The sequence below is a fragment of the Paenibacillus methanolicus genome, from assembly GCF_008124765.1.
GTDB lineage: Bacteria > Bacillota > Bacilli > Paenibacillales > Paenibacillaceae > Paenibacillus_Z > Paenibacillus_Z methanolicus.
The window spans coordinates 302,428-319,938 of the sequence record NZ_VNHS01000011.1 but is presented as its reverse complement, the minus strand read 5'-3'; the positions used below and the strand labels follow the sequence as shown (position 1 = coordinate 319,938).

The 17,511-nt window shown below is 60.5% G+C and carries 11 protein-coding genes; 5 read left to right on the top strand and 6 right to left on the bottom strand.

The genetic code is table 11. The annotated features are described in order from the left end of the window. Positions 1 to 38 precede the first annotated feature (38 nt). Together BCM02_RS27445 and BCM02_RS27440 are read left to right on the top strand one after the other, a co-directional pair. Positions 39 to 2,294, top strand: a complete 2,256-nt coding sequence (locus BCM02_RS27445; RefSeq protein ID WP_148932321.1) for a heavy metal translocating P-type ATPase — start codon at positions 39 to 41, stop codon at positions 2,292 to 2,294. 18 nt (positions 2,295 to 2,312) lie between these two features. After that, a complete protein-coding gene (locus BCM02_RS27440; RefSeq protein WP_148932320.1) occupies positions 2,313 to 3,326 on the top strand; it encodes a hypothetical protein in 1,014 nt (337 codons plus the stop codon). A gap of 460 nt (positions 3,327 to 3,786) precedes the next feature. Here BCM02_RS27440 and BCM02_RS27435 read toward each other — a convergent pair whose 3' ends face one another. The 4 genes from BCM02_RS27435 to BCM02_RS36170 all read right to left on the bottom strand — a co-directional run bounded on the left by BCM02_RS27435 (position 3,787) and on the right by BCM02_RS36170 (position 10,243). Next, a complete protein-coding gene (locus tag BCM02_RS27435; protein WP_148932319.1) occupies positions 3,787 to 4,224 on the bottom strand; it encodes a disulfide oxidoreductase in 438 nt (145 codons plus the stop codon). After that, positions 4,221 to 4,955 (bottom strand): DsbA family protein, encoded by a 735-nt coding sequence (locus BCM02_RS27430; RefSeq protein ID WP_148932318.1) that lies wholly within the window; start codon positions 4,953 to 4,955, stop codon positions 4,221 to 4,223. The genes BCM02_RS27435 and BCM02_RS27430 overlap by 4 nt, the downstream gene beginning before the upstream one ends. Positions 4,956 to 5,749: 794 nt before the next feature. Further along, the gene (locus tag BCM02_RS27425) at positions 5,750 to 7,036 is read right to left on the bottom strand and encodes a glycoside hydrolase family 18 protein (RefSeq protein ID WP_148932317.1); all 1,287 of its coding nucleotides are present in this window, start codon (positions 7,034 to 7,036) and stop codon (positions 5,750 to 5,752) included. A 423-nt stretch (positions 7,037 to 7,459) separates the two neighbouring features. After that, positions 7,460 to 10,243: a multicopper oxidase family protein gene (locus BCM02_RS36170; protein ID WP_246183581.1), complete on the bottom strand. Its 2,784-nt coding sequence runs from the start codon at positions 10,241 to 10,243 to the stop codon at positions 7,460 to 7,462. Positions 10,244 to 10,633: 390 nt separating this feature from the next. On the opposite strand from BCM02_RS36170, the gene BCM02_RS27410 reads away from it, so the two are divergent. Further along, positions 10,634 to 12,019 carry an amino acid permease gene (locus BCM02_RS27410; protein ID WP_148932392.1) on the top strand — a complete coding sequence of 462 codons (1,386 nt, stop codon included), beginning with the start codon at positions 10,634 to 10,636 and terminating at the stop codon, positions 12,017 to 12,019. Between the two features lie 256 nt (positions 12,020 to 12,275). On the opposite strand, the gene BCM02_RS27405 is transcribed toward BCM02_RS27410, so the two are convergent. Together BCM02_RS27405 and BCM02_RS27400 are read right to left on the bottom strand one after the other, a co-directional pair. Then, positions 12,276 to 13,004 carry a PspA/IM30 family protein gene (locus BCM02_RS27405; RefSeq protein WP_148932316.1) on the bottom strand — a complete coding sequence of 243 codons (729 nt, stop codon included), beginning with the start codon at positions 13,002 to 13,004 and terminating at the stop codon, positions 12,276 to 12,278. Between the two features lie 149 nt (positions 13,005 to 13,153). Further along, positions 13,154 to 13,381 (bottom strand): PspC domain-containing protein, encoded by a 228-nt coding sequence (locus tag BCM02_RS27400; protein ID WP_148932315.1) that lies wholly within the window; start codon positions 13,379 to 13,381, stop codon positions 13,154 to 13,156. Between the two features lie 1,301 nt (positions 13,382 to 14,682). On the opposite strand from BCM02_RS27400, the gene nirB reads away from it, so the two are divergent. Beyond that, entirely contained in the window at positions 14,683 to 17,112 is a 2,430-nt protein-coding gene (nirB, locus tag BCM02_RS27395; RefSeq protein WP_148932314.1) for a nitrite reductase large subunit NirB, read from the top strand. A gap of 26 nt (positions 17,113 to 17,138) precedes the next feature. After that, positions 17,139 to 17,474, top strand: coding sequence for a nitrite reductase small subunit NirD (gene nirD / locus BCM02_RS27390; protein WP_148932391.1), 336 nt, complete (start codon positions 17,139 to 17,141; stop codon positions 17,472 to 17,474). Positions 17,475 to 17,511: the final 37 nt, after the last annotated feature.

The window sequence follows — 17,511 nt, the reverse complement described above, 5'->3', positions numbered from 1 at the left end:
GGTATGGTTCGTTACTATAGATACGGAAGGTGATCCCGATGGGCGAAAGAGCGATGCCGCACGCTGGCGGCGAGCAGTTGAATCCGGATGTCGAGCAAATGACCTTGGCAATCGAGGGAATGACGTGCGCGGCGTGCGCGAACCGGATCGAGAAAGGTTTGAATAAACTGCCGGGGATGCAGCAGGCGACGGTCAATTTTGCGATGGAGACGGCTCACGTGGCTTTCGCGCCATCGGGACTAACGATCGATCAAGTCGTGAATAAAGTGGAGCAGCTGGGCTATCACGCCAAGCCGAAGGCCGAGCAGGAAGATAGCGGAGATGCGCGGCAGGCGGCGATCCGCAAGCAGCAGCTCATGTTCGCGATCTCCGCGCTGCTGTCGCTCCCGCTGCTCTGGGCGATGGCGGGCCACTTCTCCTTTACGTCGTGGCTGTGGGTGCCGGAGCTGTTCATGAACCCGTGGTTCCAGTTGGCCTTGGCCACGCCGGTGCAGTTCGCGGTCGGCGCGCGCTTCTACTCCGGAGCGTACAAGGCGCTCCGCAGCCGCAGCGCGAACATGGATGTACTCGTCGCGCTCGGGACGTCGGCGGCGTATTTCTACAGCTTGTATTTGACGCTCGAAGCGGCGTCGAACCCGCATCATCATGGCGGCGTGGAGATGTATTACGAGACGAGCGCCGTGCTGATCACGCTGATTCTGCTCGGCAAACTGTTCGAGTCGCTGGCGAAGGGCCGCTCCTCCGAAGCGATCAAGAAGTTGATGGGCTTGCAGGCGAAGACGGCGCGCGTGCTGCGCGACGGTCAAGAAGTAGATATCCCGGTCGAGCAGGTTCTGGCGGGCGATATGTGCCTCGTTCGTCCGGGCGAGAAGATCCCGGTCGACGGCGTCGTGTTCGAAGGCGCGTCCGCGGTCGACGAGTCGATGCTGACCGGAGAGAGCATCCCGGTCGATAAGCGGGCCGGCGACTCCGTCATCGGCGCGACGCTGAACAAGAACGGCGTGCTGACCGTGCAAGCGACCAAAGTCGGCAAAGCGACGGCGCTGGCCCAAATTATCCGCGTCGTGGAGGAAGCGCAAGGGTCCAAAGCGCCGATCCAGCGCGTGGCGGATGCCATCTCCGGCATCTTCGTGCCGATCGTCGTTGCGATCGCGGCCGCCGTGTTCCTGCTCTGGTACTTCGGCATCGATGCCGGCAATTTATCCGGCGCGCTCGAGAAAGCGATCGCGGTGCTCGTCATTGCGTGCCCATGCGCCTTGGGGCTCGCGACGCCGACGTCGATCATGGCCGGTTCCGGCCGGGCTGCGGAGCTGGGCATTCTGTTCAAAGGCGGCGAGCATCTCGAATCCGCGCATCGGCTGACGACGGTCGTTCTCGATAAGACGGGCACGATCACGCACGGCAAGCCCGTACTGACGAACGTGAAGCTCGAGAACCGTTGGGAGGCCGGCGAGCTGCTGTCCTGGATCGGCGCGGCCGAGCGCAACTCGGAGCACCCGCTGGCCGAAGCGATCGTGGAGGGCATTAAGGAGAGAGGCATTGCGCTTCCGGCCGTCGAGCATTTCGAAGCGATTCCGGGTCATGGCGTCCGGGCGAAAGTTGAAGGACATGATCTGCTCATCGGCACTCGCAAGTTGATGACCGAAGAAGGCGTCGATGCATCGGCGCTGCTGGCGGACATGACCGGATTGGAAGAAGCGGGACGGACGGCGATGCTCGTCGCGGTGGACGGACGGCTGGCCGGGCTGCTCGCCGTAGCCGATACGATCCGCGAGACGTCTCGGGAAGCGGTCTCCCGCCTGAAGGCGATGGGCATCGAGGTCGTCATGATCACCGGCGACAACGAGCGGACGGCTCGCGCCATTGCCATGGAAGCGGGCGTGGACCGCGTGCTGGCGGAAGTGCTGCCAGAGGGCAAGGCGGCGGAAGTGAAGAAGCTGCAGCAGAGCGGCGCGGTCGTGGCAATGGTCGGCGACGGGATCAACGATGCCCCGGCGCTGGCGACGGCGGACGTCGGCATCGCGATCGGCGGCGGGACGGACGTGGCGATCGAAGCCGCGGACGTGACGCTGATGCGCGGTGATTTAAACGGCATCGCGGATGCCATACTGATGAGTAGGAAGACAATGGCAAATATTAAGCAAAATCTGTTCTGGGCGCTGGCCTATAACGTCATCGGCATCCCGATCGCCGCCAGCGGCTTCCTCGCTCCATGGCTGGCAGGCGCGGCGATGGCGCTCAGTTCGGTGTCGGTCGTGCTCAACGCGCTGCGGCTGCAGCGGGTCAAATTTTGATCGAGAAGGAGATGGATCATGGTACGCAAGTGGTTGGTCACCGCGCTTGCTGCGGCGCTCGTATTGGGTGCCGCGACGGGCTGCGCGAAGAAGGAAGAGGGTGATGCGAAGCCGGCGGCCGCGACGGAAAGCGGCCATGGCGGTCATGACACCGGGCAGGAAGAGACGAGCGCGGCGGATAACGGCCATGAAGCTCATGACGGCGCGGAGGGCGGCGGAGCGGAGGCGGCCGAAAGCGGCGAGCAAGGCGCAGACGAGGCGGCGTCGGCGGAGGCAGGCGGTCATAGCGGCCATGGCAGCTCCGCGGGCGGCGGTCATGAGGAATCCGCGGGTTCGGCGGTCCAGACGGAAGCGACCTGGTCGTATTCCAGCGACAAACCGGCGCCGGGCGCGGATACCGTCGCGACGATTCGGGTGACGGACGCGGCGGGCAAGGCGGTCGAGAAGTTCGACATCAACCATGAGAAAGAGATGCACCTTATCGTCGTGAGCAAGGACTTGAGCTTCTTCAACCACATCCATCCGGTCTACAAAGGCAAGGGGCAGTTCGAGGTCAAGACGGCATTCCCGGAAGCGGGCGAATATAAGCTGATTGCGGACTACATTCCATCCGGCGGCGGGGACACGACGAAGAGCGACTGGTTGACCGTAGACGGGACGCCGGCGGCGCCGGCGAAGATCGAGCCGGACCAGCAGCTGACGCGTACGGTGGACGGCGTGGAAGTCGCGCTGGAAGCGCCGCATTTGATGGCGGACATGGAAGTGGAACTGAATTTCGCAATGAAGGATGCGGCGACGAAACAACCCATTACCGACCTGCAGCCGTATCTCGGCGCCGTGGGGCACGTCGTCATCCTGAGCGCGGACGCCGAACACTATCTCCACGTGCATCCGGTCGACGAGAAGGCCAAAGGCCCGGACGCGACGTTCATGACGACGTTCCCGCATAGCGGCGTGCACAAAATTTGGGGCCAATTCCAACGCGGCGGCGAGACGTTCGTCGTGCCGTTCACGGTGAACGTGCCGGAGTGACGGGGATGGCGGGGGTTCGCGTCTGCGGCGGCAAGGTTGCTGTTGGCGACCACCGAGCGCTAAGAAGTTGAGGGGGCCGATTGCCGGGAGGCGATCGGTTTTTCTGTGTCTGGGCGGGAGAAGTTTCGGGGGACGCAGCAAAAGCCGGGAAGCGGGCGATAGCGACTTGAGGAGCGTTAATGGGCGAGGTGGCATCGGGTAACGGGCAATAGCGACTTGAGGAGCGTTAATGGGCGAGGTAACGATCGGGTGGTGGGCGATAGCGACTTGAGGAGCGTTAATGGGCGAGGTGGCGATCGGGTAGCGGGCGATAGCGACGTGAGGAGCGTTAAGGAGTGCGAGAAAGTCGCCATGCCGCACATGAACGCCACCGCCGCATCCCGAAGAACGCAAAAAGCCCGGCTCAGCCGTCCCGTGCACGCATGCGCGGGGGACGAACGGTAACCGGGCTATCCGAAGCTTACGCTTCCTCTTCTTCTGCCGTTTCTTGTTGTGCGCCTCTTCCCGCGATGAGGAAGATCGTAATCAGGATGAAAGCGATGAGCGCCAAGAACGGGATCGTGACGATGCCGCCGAACCAGTCGAGATAATCCTGATTGCACGGAATGCCCTGCGTGCACGGGAGCACTTTGGCCAGCGCGGGGATTTTCTGCTCCAAGTAATGGTAGAGCGAGAATCCGGCGCCGAGGATGCTGAAGGGGAGCGCGTAGCCGATGATTCCGCGGTCGTTGCGGTACGCGGCCCGCCCGAGCAGGATCACGAGCGGGTACATCAGGATGCGCTGGTACCAGCACAGCGTGCAGGGCATGAAATCCATCACTTCGCTGAGAAACAGGCTGCCGCCGGTGGCGACAAGCGACACGACCCAGGCAAAATAGAGCGCGTACGACTTGATCATGCGGCGTCCTTCGCGGCTTTCGCTTCGCTCAGCGCCTTCTCGATCGCGGATTTGATCGCGCCGTAATCCATCACGTTGTCGAACTTCTCGCCGTTAATGAAGATCGAAGGCGTGCCCGTGACTTTGGAAGAGCGGGCCAGTCCGTTATGGTCTTCGACCTCGTCGGCATACGTGGCGTTCTCGATGTCGCTGCGGAGCGTGTCGTAATTGACGTCGATTTTGTTGTCCTGCGCCAGTTTGACGAGGAAATCGGCCGTTGCCCATTGCTCGGCCTCGGGGCCTTGGTTTTTGTAGATCGCATCGTAGTACTTCCAGAACTCGTCCGGGTTCTGATGGTAGACCGACTGAGCGGCATAGGCGGCGGTAAAGGAATCCGGGCCGATGAATTGGAAGTTGGCGAAGTAGAGGCCCACGTCGCCGGAATCGACGAAGTCTTTCTCGATCTGCGGCACGATCGTCTGGCTGAACGTCTGGCAGACCGGGCATTTGTAATCGCCGAATTCGACGATCTTGACGGGGGCGTCGGCTTGGCCGCTCAGCGGCAATGCCTCGTAATCGAAAGCGACGATATTGCTCGGCCTGAACATGACGGCAAGCGCGATCAGGCCGACGAATACGACGGCGGTTAGTCCCATGATCCAACGCATCCGATTTTTCTTCTTCAATGCCTCTTGTTGGCGGATCGCCTTATAGTTGGCCTTATGTTCGGCCTTGGCTGTAGCTTTTTGCAACGGAATAACCTCCAGTATAAAGGATGATGTGAGGGAAGACGGGCCGTTCGCCAAAAGCGGGGTTATGCCGCATCTGCTCGCACTACAAATTGTAGTGTTTGAACGGAGTTTCGTCAATTGACAGACTGGCGAACAATCCCGAAGGCTTGCGAGCGGTTCAAGCCCGAGTACGGTGGCATGAAAATAGGGCGCGAAATCCCGCCTTGCCGAATAGATCGGTTCGCATTCGCAGCTTCCGGTTCAGGGGAGTTCTTCATGCCGCCGGCGCGGCGTTCCCTTACGAACCGCGATTTCTACGGGGATATTCGGACGAGCTTTTGCGATCAAAGGGTGCGTTTAATGGCATTAGCCTTTGACGCGGGAAATTATTTTCCCTCCTTCCGGAAGTGGTTTCGGCCCAAGACAACCGCCTATTTGTATCATACTAAATTCAAATGGAAAGCGGATTCATTTTATACAAAAAATTAAAGAAACTGGCTAGCTGTGTACGGAGACGCATTGCCCGTTTACGAGTAGGCTTGGTTGGAAGGGGTTTTGGCCTGCGAAGCGCGAAGGGGGCGAATAACGGGTAAGGGCACCGGCGGAGGAGCGCTATTGCGTCGAGGTCTTTGCCGGCATTGCGTGGTACCGAGTCGAAGTGTCTTGGGCTTGCAGCGCGGAAATTCTCGAGGCTGCGCATGGAACTTAAGCGGAGGTGCGATTGGGGAAAACCGCGGGGTTATAAATTCGGGCACGCCGGCGCAGACCCGGGAGACCGATATTCGATCCTCCCGAGTCGCATACGTTTCACCGGGTTAACGTTTCACGACGTTGAAATTATCCTGGATTAACAGCCAGTTCTGCGGGAAGCTGAGGCCCAGTTTCCAATAGCTGATGCCGCGCAAACCGAGCTCTTTGAGCAGATCGAACTTGGCTTGGATGGAACGGGCATCCTCGAACCAGACGATATGCTCTTTGCGGTTGTCGTCCCAATAGCGGAAGGTCGGCGCCTGCGCGGTATAGTCGTATTCGATCCGGGCGTTCTCGCGGCGGGCGATGTTGATCGCTTCCTGCGGGCTGACGGCGCGCGCGTACTGGCCGCCTTGGACGAACGGCAGCGTCCAGTCGTAGCCGTACAGATTTTGGCCCATCATGATTTTGCTGCCGGGCATCTCGGTTAGGGCGTATTCGAGCACTCGCCGCACCGGCCCGATCGGAGACACGGGCATTGCGGGGCCGCCGCTATAGCCCCACTCGTACGTCATGATGATGACGAAATCGACGATTTCGCCGTGCGCTTTGTAATCGTGGGCCGTGTACCATTCGCCGGTTTGGGAGGCGCTGGTCTTGGGCGCGAGCGCCGTCGAGATGAGATAGCCTTGGGCGTGCAGACGGTCGGCGGCCTTGCGCAGGAACCGGTTATACGCTTCGCGGTCGGCCGGGCGCAGATGCTCGATGTCGAAATGAATGTCGCGGAACCCGAGCCGCCGCGCGGTGGCGATGATGTTGTCCAGCAGCGTATTTTGGAGCGCTTCGTTGTTCAGGATGATTTCGCCCAGCTCCGCGCTGAATTGGTCGTTCTCCAGATTGGTGACGACCATCATCAAGGTGACGCCGTTCTGATCCGCGATGGCGCGGAAGTTGTTCAGCTCCGGCTGCGCGAGCGTGCCGTCCCGGTTGATGCGAAAGCTGAACGGAGCTAGATACGTCAGGTTCGGCGCCGTATCGCGGACGGACTGCTCGAGCTCGGGCGTGACGCCGGTCGCGCGCGGTTCGACGTAGGCGTTGACCTCCGCGTTCGGTTTGGGCCGCGGCGGGATATACAGGCGAAGGCCGACGACGAGCTGGTTGCCCGCGCCGATGTTGTTGACGCGCGCGAGCGTGGCGGCGTCGGTGCCGAAGCGTCCCGCGATCGTCGTCAGCGTATCGCCCGGCTGCACGAAGTAGTACCGGCCGACGATCGGAATGACCAGCGCCTGGCCGATGACCAGCGCCAGGGCGGGATTGATTTCGTTGGCCTCGGCGAGCTCCTGCACCGAGGTGCCGTACGCTTGCGCGATGCCAAACAGCGATTGGCCCGGCTGCACGACATGGATTTGCATGATTCGTTGTCCCCCTTATGCGGCGTTCGCCGCTTCGTTTCCCGTTACGCAAAAAACTGCCGTCAAAGCTAGCGTATTCGGGCGGCGTGCTCCGCATGACATTATCGCTCCCCCAACCCCTCCGCCGAGGGGGGTTCAAAGGGCCGCTGCCCTCTGGGCTCCTGCTTTAATCCCTCCTCCCACCTCCTCCGCCGAGGAGGCCCCAAAGGGCTCTGCCCTCTGGACTCCCGCTTTCGCGCGGATCCGTTGGAGCGGTGGTAGGCGGATGCTTTCGAGTGGGGCGCGCTTTTGTCTTTGGGGACAAAGCTTACGTCGTTGCCGCTTTCCGCGCTTTTTTGCCCGGCTTCCGCAGCGTGCGGAATTTAAATACAAAAAAACGGGTCGGACTCGTTAGCGTCCGACCCGCCTAAAGGCGTTTGTATTCTATTCCGGGTGGTTCTGCGTCGCGCTTCCGACCGTGTACGGGGCTAGAACGCCTTCGTACATCAGATGCATCGACATGCCGGCTTTGGCATGCAGCAGGTTGTGGCAATGATCCATCCACAAGCCGGGGTTGTCGGCGCGGAAGGCGATCTCGTACGTTTCGCCGGGCAGGACGTCGAGCGTGTCGGTCCACCACGGACTGCCGTCCGCCGCTTCGCCGTTGCGAGAGAGCACGAGGGCGTGATGGCCGTGGAGATGCATCGGATGATCGACCAAGGATCGGTTGACGATCGTGATTTTCACAAGCTCCCCTTCGCGGACCATGTACATCGGCGTGTTCGGGAACGACTCGCCGTTCATCGTGTACAGCTGGTCGAAGGCGCCGTTGTAAAAGCCGAGCTTGTTGTCGATGATCATGTCGAAGGAGCGGTCGAACGCGCTTGCGGCATCGAAGGGCGTAGTTGCCGGCTGGCCGTAATGCAGCGGGTCGAACTCCTCCATCGCCGGGATGGCGGGGAGCTCGCCTTGACCGTCCGGACTGAGGAAGATCCCGAGGTCCTTCCGCCCGCCGATGCTTAGGAACACGGGGCCTTCCGGCATGTCGAACGTCAGGTCGTACCTTGCGCCGGTCGTCAATGTTACTTTCACGTCGCGCAGCTCGCTTGGTTCGTTCACGCTCCCGCCGTCGATCGCGTCGACCCGGAAGGCGGTGCCGGTCAGCATATACGACTGGCGAATCCAATCGTCGGTGTTGATGAGCCGCAGGCGGACGGGCGTCCCGGGCGGCACGTCGAACCGCTGTATGCCGTCGTTCGCGCCGATCGCGAAGGTGCTTCCCCATAGATGGGTCATGACGGTGAAATCCCGCTCGTCTTCGATTTCCTCCGTCGTTGTCGACATGAGAGCGGCGTCGCTGCTGCTGCTTGCGTCGTCCGCGTTGCCCTGGAGGCTATCCGCCGGAGTTGTTTCCTCGCCTGCCGGATCGGTAACCGCCGCTTCCGCTGCGAACGATGGCTGATATGGGGCCGAAGCAAAACCGCCTTCGGACGAAGGCGCGTTGGCGGAAGCGAGCGTTGCGCCATCTCCGGTCTCCAGATCAAACGACGGCGTTCCCGCCTCTAGTTGATTCTGCGTATCCCCCGTTTTCTGCTTTGGAGCGCTTGGTTGCGGGTTGGTTGGCTGCGCGACGCCGGCATCGTCCGTATCGCTTGGATTCGGAACGCTAGGCAGTGCCTTGCCGCCTGGCTGCGCCCCGGCCGAGCCGTCTTCGGTCTTCGGGCGAGCGAGGTCGAGCAGACCTTCTTCGTCCAAGTCGAAATCGGCGTCGGAGCCGGTGCCGTGGTCGGCGAACCCGTCTGCCGGGGCGTCCGGCGTGCCGATTGGCGCCGTCCCTTCCGCAGGGAGCGTCGGTTCGGCGTTCGGAACGGTGGTTGTTCCCGTCCCGCCATCCGTGTTCCCGTCCGGCTGTTCTGTCGCGGCTGCTTCATCGGAAGGCGCATTCTGCTCCGTGCCTTGCTCGATATCCGATCCGTCCGTGACGACGCCGGTATCCGGGAATGTTTCAGATCCTCGTTCGCTAACCTCGGCACTCGAAGCGGGATCGACGATCAAGGAGCCGAACAATCCTTTGGCGACCGCTTCTCGCGAATGCTGGTGCGAGTGGTACCAATACGTGCCGGTCTGCTCGGCGATAAAACGATACGTATGCGACTCGCCCGGCATGACCGCATTCTGAGTAGCGCCGGCGACGCCGTCTTCGGCGTTAGGCACGTCGAGGCCGTGCCAATGGATCGTGGCGCCGCCTTCGATGTCTTTGTTCACGAGCGTGACTTCGATTAGCTCGCCTTGTTTCATCCGCAGCTGCGGGCCGGGGATCTGGCCGTTGAACGTCCAGGCTTCCACGGACTTGCCGGAGCTGAGCTGGACGGTCTTCTTCTCGGCGGTCAGCGTGAAGCGCTGGTCCGGTTCGCCGTCCCGAGGGCCGGTCAAGTCGGAGACCGAGACGGCGCCCGGCGCGGCCGCTTCCGTGCCGTGGGCATGGGCGAGCGCGGTGCCGCCGCCCAAATCGGCCGGACCGCTAGCCATGTCGACCGTGACCGGCAATAAGCTGGTCTCCCGGGCGAGATAGCCCAGCGGCGCGGCGATGGCCGCGAGCAGGAGCGCAACGCCGAACCCGGCGGCCGCGCTGCGCCATGGACGCGATACGACGGGCGCCTCCGTCACGGCGATTTTGCGCGAACGGCGGCGATGTTTGGCCCACAGGCCATACCAAACCAGCAGCACGGCCGCGACGGGGATCCCCGCGTCTACCCAATCGAACGGAGCGGCCATCGTCATGGAGAGCAAGAAGACGGCCGTCCCGCTCCAGGCCAACGCTTGGAATGGCGCGACGATGCCCGGCTGCGAAGCGCGTCCGAGCGTCTCGCCGGACAGCGGCGCTTCCGCTTCATGCCGGGACAGCTCCCGCCGGAGCAGAAGCAGCTTCGGCACCGCGACGAACCAGGCGGCCAACAGCGGCAGCGCGGTCATCGGCGCCAGAATGAACGCGCGATCCTGCCAATAGACGGGTTCGAACCGCTGCATAAGCAGGACGGCCCCCGTCGCTTGCGCCGCGACGGGCAGCGTCAGGATGAACGTCCATGTTATGAGCTTGCGCGCCTTGCGGCGCATGCGCGGCGCGGAGCCGCTGTATACGAGCCGGGATGCTTTCGTCCCGGCGATCCAGCCGAGCGCCAGCAGCAAGAGTGGCGCTCCGAGCGTGAGTCCAACGAATAAACTGTACAACCCAAACAACCTCCCTAGTGATGTAAGAACGCATCTGGCGTTCATCTCTAGTCCTCAGTTTACCGGGAGGGGGGAGGGGGCGGAACGGACGCGGGAATGGTTTGCGACCTAGACCTTGGCCCGGGGAGCGAAACGCGACAGTTATTTATTTACAGTTGCGTAATGCCGATCGTTTTTCTTACAATATACGCTGGTTAAAATTTGCGTATCAGAAGCAAGCTAGAGGCAAGTATGCCGTTATTTGGGCGATTGCCTACTCCTGCAGACTTCAACGATATACGTAATCTTCAGGGAGTGTGAACGTACAGCGTGGATCAGCAACACGACAATCGCAACACAAGCGCAGCCGAAGGCGCCGGCCGTCTGCGCAGAGGTTTGAAAGCCCGGCATATGACGATGATTTCGTTGGGCGGCTCCATCGGGACCGGCTTGTTCCTGGCCAGCGGCGGGGCCATCCATTCCGCGGGACCGGGCGGCGCGCTGCTCGCGTACCTGCTTATCGGCATTATGGTGTATTTTCTCATGACCAGCTTAGGCGAAATGGCGACGTATATGCCGGTATCCGGCACGTTCAGCACGTACGCGTCGCGTTTCGTCGACCCGTCGTTCGGTTTCGCGATCGGCTGGAACTATTGGTATAACTGGGCGATCACGATCGCGGCCGAGCTGTCGGCCGCGACGATGATCATGAAATTCTGGTTCCCGGACAGCCCGTCCTTCCTCTGGTGCGCGCTGTTCCTGATCGTGATGGTCGGCCTGAACTTGCTGTCGGTCAAAGGGTTCGGCGAATCCGAGTATTGGTTCGCCATGATCAAAATCGTAACGGTCATCGTGTTCATCGGCGTCGGCCTGCTGATGCTGATCGGCATCTGGGGCGGGGAGACGGTCGGTTTCACGGCCTTCCGCGACACGCCGTTCCCGGGCGGATTCCTCGCCGTGCTCGGCGTGTTCATGGCGGCGGGGTTCTCCTTCCAAGGGACGGAGCTGATCGGCGTCGCGGCGGGCGAGAGCGAGAACCCGCGCGAGTCGATTCCGCGGGCGATCCGCTCGATTTTCTGGCGCATCCTGTTGTTCTACATTCTCGCGATTCTCGTCATCGGCCTGATCATTCCGTATGCGGACGAGCGGCTGGCGAGCGATGCGATCGCGACGAGTCCGTTCACGATTATTTTCGAGAAAGCGGGCCTCAGCATCGCGGCTTCCGTCATGAACGCCGTCATCTTGACGTCGGTGCTGTCGGCGGGCAACTCCGGCATGTACGCGTCGACCCGGATGTTGTGGACGCTGGCGAAGGAAGGCAAGGCGCCGCGGTTCCTTGCTCGTCTGTCCAAGAACGGCGTTCCGGTGTTCGCGTTGATCATCACGGCGGCGCTTGGCACGATCGCCTTCTTCTCGTCCTTGTTCGGCGACGGGGCCGTGTACGTGTGGCTGCTGAACGCCTCCGGCATGTCCGGCTTTATCGTATGGCTCGGCATCGCGATCAGCCATTACCGGTTCCGCAAAGCTTACGTCGCGCAAGGCCGTTCGCTGTCCGACCTGCCGTATCGCGCCAAATGGTTCCCGTTCGGACCGATCCTCGCCATGGTGCTCTGCATCGTCGTCATTATCGGCCAAAGCTACGGCGCCTTGTCGGACGGCGAGGTGGACTGGCCGTATCTGTTCGCTTCGTACGTCGGCATCCCGCTGTTTCTGGCGCTCTGGCTCGGACATAAGTGGAAGCACCGCACCCAGCTGCTCAAGCTGAGCGAGTGCAAGTTGGATGGTTCGCAAGAGTAATATAGTGGAGAAGTCCGTTATCGCCGGAAGGCGGTGGCGGGCTTTTTTCGCATGAGCGTCGGTAGGATAAGGGGCGCAAATAGCGGCATGAGGGCGTGAGACCGACTATTGCGAGTTAGAAGGCAGAAGACTTGCAACTTGCGGCATACAGCCGTGCATGGAACCGCTATTTTTCACATCCCGAACCGACCGCCGCAAGGTACGCCGCACACAAAAAAGTCCGCCATCCCTCTCGGAGTTGGCGGACTTTCTATTATTACTCGGAAGCTTGCTTCTTGCGCAGCAATTCCAGCTGCTCGGCGATGAGCGCTTCTTTGGCCGGGTCGGTTACCGTCGGTACGCCCGCGCTTGCCGGCGTGCCGTACGCGCCTTGGCTGCCGTGAGGCGTGCCGGCGTAAGGCGCTTGCTTGCCGGACAATTCGAGGCGAGCCTCGAGCTGATGGATTTTCTCCTCCATCCGCTGGAAGCCGCGCGCCGCGGAGCCGCCTTCGAGGTAGGAACTAGGGCCGCTGCTGAAGCTAGGCATCGATGTACGCGACTTCGCTTCGGCCTGCTCGACGCGGGCGACGAGCTCCGTCCGTTTCTTCACCATGACCTCCAGCTCGGCTTTCGCGTTGTCGAGCTTATAAGTAAGTTCGTCCTTGCGCGCCAACGCGTGGTGATGCCACTCGAGCTGCAGGGCGGCTTTCTCGGCATAGTGCAGCTTCGCGGCGAGCGCTTCGCGCGCTTCGGCTTCGCGGCCCGCGGCGAGCGACTCGGCGGCTTTCGCTTCGTAGTGATCCGCCAGGCGGGCATGCTCGGCATGCTGCTGCTTGAAGCCGCGCGCCGCCGCCTCTTGGCGGGCGATCTCGGCTTGTACTTGGCCGATTTCCTGCTCGGCGTCGCGGATGTATTGATTCATCATAAGCACGGGGCTTTCCAGTTTCTCCAGCACCTCATGCGCGGCGGCTTTCGTCAAGTTTACGATACGTTCGAATACTCCCATCGTTCAAACACTCCTTTAGGTGGTATAAGCATAGTTTGGTTGGACAAATCGCGGGGCATCCCGCGCGGCATGGCGACTGTGGATGGCGGCTGATCGAAGCGCGGCTTCAACTCCGGTGCAAAAACCCGGTTAACGATTAGCGCTTTGTATTAGAACCGGTGGTACATCGCTTCGTCGTAGAAGCCCGTCATTTCCGGCTCTTTCGGGATGACGACCGCGGCCAGGGCGTAGACCAGCAGCACGCTGCCGAAGCTGAAGAAGGCCGTGACGATCAGCGCCAGACGAAGAATCGTGGCATCGAAGCCGAGGTACTGGGCGAACCCGCCGCACACGCCGGCCAGCTTGCTGTCTGTTCTAGAACGGAATAAACGTTTCATATTCGCATCGCTCCTCTTTTAATTGAGAACCGTTTGTTGCATTGCGGTTCGTCGGTGTTTCGTTTGCGTTGTTCTTATGGCTTAATTGTAGACCGAATGGCAACCGGCGATAACAGTCCCGCGACGGTTTTTGGCACTGGTCTCGAGGCGGGGGAAGGCTGGGACCCCGGCACGGTTGGGCGGTCGGATAGACGTCGGCCGCGCGAGAACTCCGGCGGGGCGTTTTTGACATACAAGAATTTATAAGCGGAATGCTGCATTCTCAATCTTCCGATTGCGAACGCAAACCAATCAGCTGTGGCTGAATGCTGCATTCTCAATCTTCCGATTGCGAACGCAAACCAATCAGCTGTGGCTGAATGCTGCATTCTCAATCTTCCGATTGCGAACGCAAACCAATCAGCTGTGGCTGAATGCTGCATTCTCAATCTTCCGATTGCGAACGCAAACCAATCAGCTGTGGCTGAATGCTGCATTCTCAATCTTCCGATTGCGAACGCAAACCAATCAGCTGTGGCTGAATGCTGCATTCTCAATCTTCCGATTGCGAACGCAAACCAATCAGCTGTGGCTGAATGCTGCATTCCCAATCTTCCGATTGCGAACGCAAACCAATCAGCCTATCTAGAATGAAACTTGCTGCGCCGCCAATGGACGCCGACAGTCGGTTCGTCTTGACATGCCTAATAGGGGGCATGCGGCCGACCGCGCTGCGCCGCCACGAAATGTTCTTATTAGGAAACCTCGCCCTTGTCCTCCCTCATTTAAATCGATCTAATGCGAATCGGATGTCAGCTTTCCATGAATGTTCGGGCTTTTTGCGTCTTGTGGGCACGAACTTCGTTTTCAGAAATCGAATCGCTCAAATTCCCTCGTTTTTTCGTAAAAATTCACTAATTGACCGTTTGGCTTCGCGACACCCGTCTATCTTTTGTGAAAGGTTCACAATGATGTTAGGGAACTTCACGTAAGAATCGGCGGACAAAAGGATAAACATTGGTATTAACGTTTCGAATTGTAAGGGGTTACATCCGAACAATAGGCCGCACTTCACCTAATCGCGAACGTTTACTAGGCACGTAAGGTATAACGTACGCTTACAACCCGGGGTCTAGGCGATAAAAAATAATTATTTCGTTAATTGTTGCCAAAATCGCAACTCTGAGCTAAAGTATGAATAATTAATGTTAGATAACATTACACAAGCGGAAGAAAATAGGGTTGGTCAACGCGAGGGTTAGGTTATGAGGGTCGATAGTAACATATCATGTTAGATATTTGGGTAGGAGTGTGGAGCTCACATGAAAAAGAAACTTGTGTTGGTAGGCAACGGGATGGCCGGCGTGAACTGCATCGAGCAGCTGCTGAAGCTGGCGCCGAACCGGTATGACATTACGATTTTCGGCAGCGAGCCGCATCCGAACTACAACCGCATTCTGCTCTCATCGGTGCTGGCGGGCGACGCGGACATGAAAGATATCGTGATCAACGAGCGCTCTTGGTACGCGGAGAACGGCATTGCTCTTCATACGAGCCACACGGTAACCGGTATCGACCCGGTCAAGAAGACGGTCACGACGGATAAAGGACTGAGCACGGAATACGACGAGCTGATCATCGCGACGGGGTCCAACGCGTTCATGCTTCCGGTGCCGGGAGCGGATAAAGAAGGCGTCATCGCGTTCCGCGACATCAAGGATTGCGAGACGATGATGGACGCGGCCAAACAATATAAGAAAGCGGTCGTTATCGGCGGCGGCTTGCTCGGTCTCGAAGCGGCGCGCGGCTTGCTGAACCTCAACATGGACGTGACGGTCGTGCACAAGCACCCGTTCCTCATGGAGCGCCAGCTCGACCAGACGGCTTCCATCCTGCTGCGCAAGGAGCTGGAAGGACAGGGCATGCGGTTCCTGATGAGCAAGAACACGGAGCAGATTTTAGGCAAAAAGCGCGTAGGCGCCATCCGGTTCAGCGACGGAACGAGCGAAGAAGCGGACCTGGTCGTCATGGCGATCGGCATCCGGCCGAACATCGCGCTGGCCCGCAGCACGGGCATCACGATCAATCAAGGCATTGTGGTCAACGACTTCATGGAGACGAACATCCCGCATATCCATGCGGTCGGCGAGTGCGCCGAGCATAACGGGGTCGCATACGGCCTGGTAGCGCCGCTCTACGAGCAAGGCGCGGTTATTGCCAAGCGGCTGTCGGGCGTCGAGACGGATGGCTACCATGGCTCGATCGTCTCCACGAAGCTGAAAGTATCGGGCGTCGACGTGTTCTCCGCCGGCGTGTACGCCGACCGGCCGGATACGCGCTCGGTGCGGGTGCAGGACGATTTCGCGGGCATCTACAAGAAGGCGGTCATCCAGGACGGCAAGGTGATCGGCGCGGTGCTCTTCGGCGATATCGGGGACGGTTCGAGATTGTTCAAAATGATCCGCACCGGCGAGGACGTCACCGGCCGCGAACGCGAGGTATTGCTTCCCGCCTCCGGCGCTCCGGCGAAATCCGGCGCCGACCTGGTCGCGGAGATGCCGGACGACGAGGTCGTGTGCGGCTGTAACGGCGTCACGAAGGGCGCGATCGTAAGCGCCATTAAAGAGAAGGGCTGCTCGAGCATCGGCGAAATCAAAGCGTGCACGAAGGCTTCCGCTTCCTGCGGCGGCTGCAAACCGCTCGTCGGCGACGTGCTGACGTACGTGCTCGGCGCCGACGGCGTCAAGACGGTGAAGGAAGGCATGTGCGGATGCACGACGCTCGGCCGGGACGAAGTGGTCGAGGCGATTCGAGACATGCACCTGACGACGTCCAAAGAAGTGATGAACGTGCTCGGCTGGACGAACGAGGAAGGCTGCTCCAAATGCCGCCCGGCGCTCAACTACTACCTCGGCATGGCATGGCCGGATGAGCACGAGGACGAGCGGGAATCGCGCTTCGTCAACGAGCGAAACCACGCCAACATCCAGAAGGACGGCACCTACTCCGTCGTGCCGCGGATGTACGGCGGCGTGACGACGCCGGAAGACCTGAAGAAGATCGCGGACATCGCGCTGAAATACAACGTGCCGCTCGTGAAGATGACCGGCGGCCAGCGGATCGACTTGCTTGGGGTGAAGAAGGAAGACTTGCCGGGCATGTGGGCCGACCTGGATATGCCGTCGGGTTACGCGTACGGCAAGACGCTGCGCACGGTCAAGACGTGCGTCGGCGAGACGTTCTGCCGCTTCGGCACGCAGGACGCGATGGGCATGGGCATCAAGCTCGAGAAGAAGTTCGAGCGCCTGAGCGCGCCGGCGAAGGTGAAGATGGCGGTCTCCGGCTGCCCGCGGAACTGCGCCGAGGCGACGATCAAGGACTTCGGCGTCGTGGCGATCGACGGCGGCTGGGAGCTGTACGTCGGCGGCAACGGCGGCACGAAGCTGCGCGGCTGCGACCTCCTCACGAAGGTGAAGACCGAGGATGAGGTCATCGAATGGAGCGGCGCTTACGTCCAATATTACCGGGAGACCGGCAAATATAACGAACGCACAAGCGAGTGGGTCGAGCGTGTAGGTCTCGATACGATCAAGGCGGCGCTGGAGAAGAAGGAAGACCGGCTGGCGCTCATGGAACGCATCGAGCACGCGCTTTCCCTGACGAAAGATCCATGGAAAGAAATTATCGAGAAACGCGAGCTGAACGAAACGTTCGTGCCGATGATCGAAGAGACGCCTGCGTCCGCAGGGTAAGGAGAGGGGCCAAGATGACCATGACGATGAAACGAATCCATATCGGCAACGTGGGCGACATTGCGGAGAAACGGGCGCGGGTCGTCCGGATCGGGGAATTGGAGATTGCGATATTCAAAATGACGGGCGGCGAGCTGAAGGCGATCGAGAATCGCTGCCCCCATAAGGGCGGCAAGCTGTCGGAAGGCATCGTGTGCGACCATCACGTCTTCTGCCCGCTGCACGACTGGAAAATCAGCCTGCGCGACGGCCTCGCGCAGGCGCCGGACGAAGGCTGCGTGACGACCTTCCCGATTGAGATCGACGCGGCAAGCGGCGAGCTGTGGCTCAGCCTGCCGGAGGAAAGCACGATCGCTTCTTAGAGACGTAAGAGGCAAGCGAAAGCGGAGGAGAAAGCAT

What these genes read in the sequence shown, in the direction of transcription:
- nirD (WP_148932391.1), top strand. Translation starts at nt 17,139, where the DNA reads ATGAAACGAATCCATATCGGCAACGTGGGCGACATTGCGGAGAAACGG.
- BCM02_RS27405 (WP_148932316.1), bottom strand. Translation starts at nt 13,004, where the DNA reads ATGGGAGTATTCGAACGTATCGTAAACTTGACGAAAGCCGCCGCGCAT.
- BCM02_RS27435 (WP_148932319.1), bottom strand. Translation starts at nt 4,224, where the DNA reads ATGATCAAGTCGTACGCGCTCTATTTTGCCTGGGTCGTGTCGCTTGTC.
- nirB (WP_148932314.1), top strand. Translation starts at nt 14,683, where the DNA reads ATGAAAAAGAAACTTGTGTTGGTAGGCAACGGGATGGCCGGCGTGAAC.
- BCM02_RS27400 (WP_148932315.1), bottom strand. Translation starts at nt 13,381, where the DNA reads ATGAAACGTTTATTCCGTTCTAGAACAGACAGCAAGCTGGCCGGCGTG.
- BCM02_RS27425 (WP_148932317.1), bottom strand. Translation starts at nt 7,036, where the DNA reads ATGCAAATCCATGTCGTGCAGCCGGGCCAATCGCTGTTTGGCATCGCG.
- BCM02_RS27445 (WP_148932321.1), top strand. Translation starts at nt 39, where the DNA reads ATGGGCGAAAGAGCGATGCCGCACGCTGGCGGCGAGCAGTTGAATCCG.
- BCM02_RS27410 (WP_148932392.1), top strand. Translation starts at nt 10,634, where the DNA reads ATGACGATGATTTCGTTGGGCGGCTCCATCGGGACCGGCTTGTTCCTG.
- BCM02_RS27440 (WP_148932320.1), top strand. Translation starts at nt 2,313, where the DNA reads ATGGTACGCAAGTGGTTGGTCACCGCGCTTGCTGCGGCGCTCGTATTG.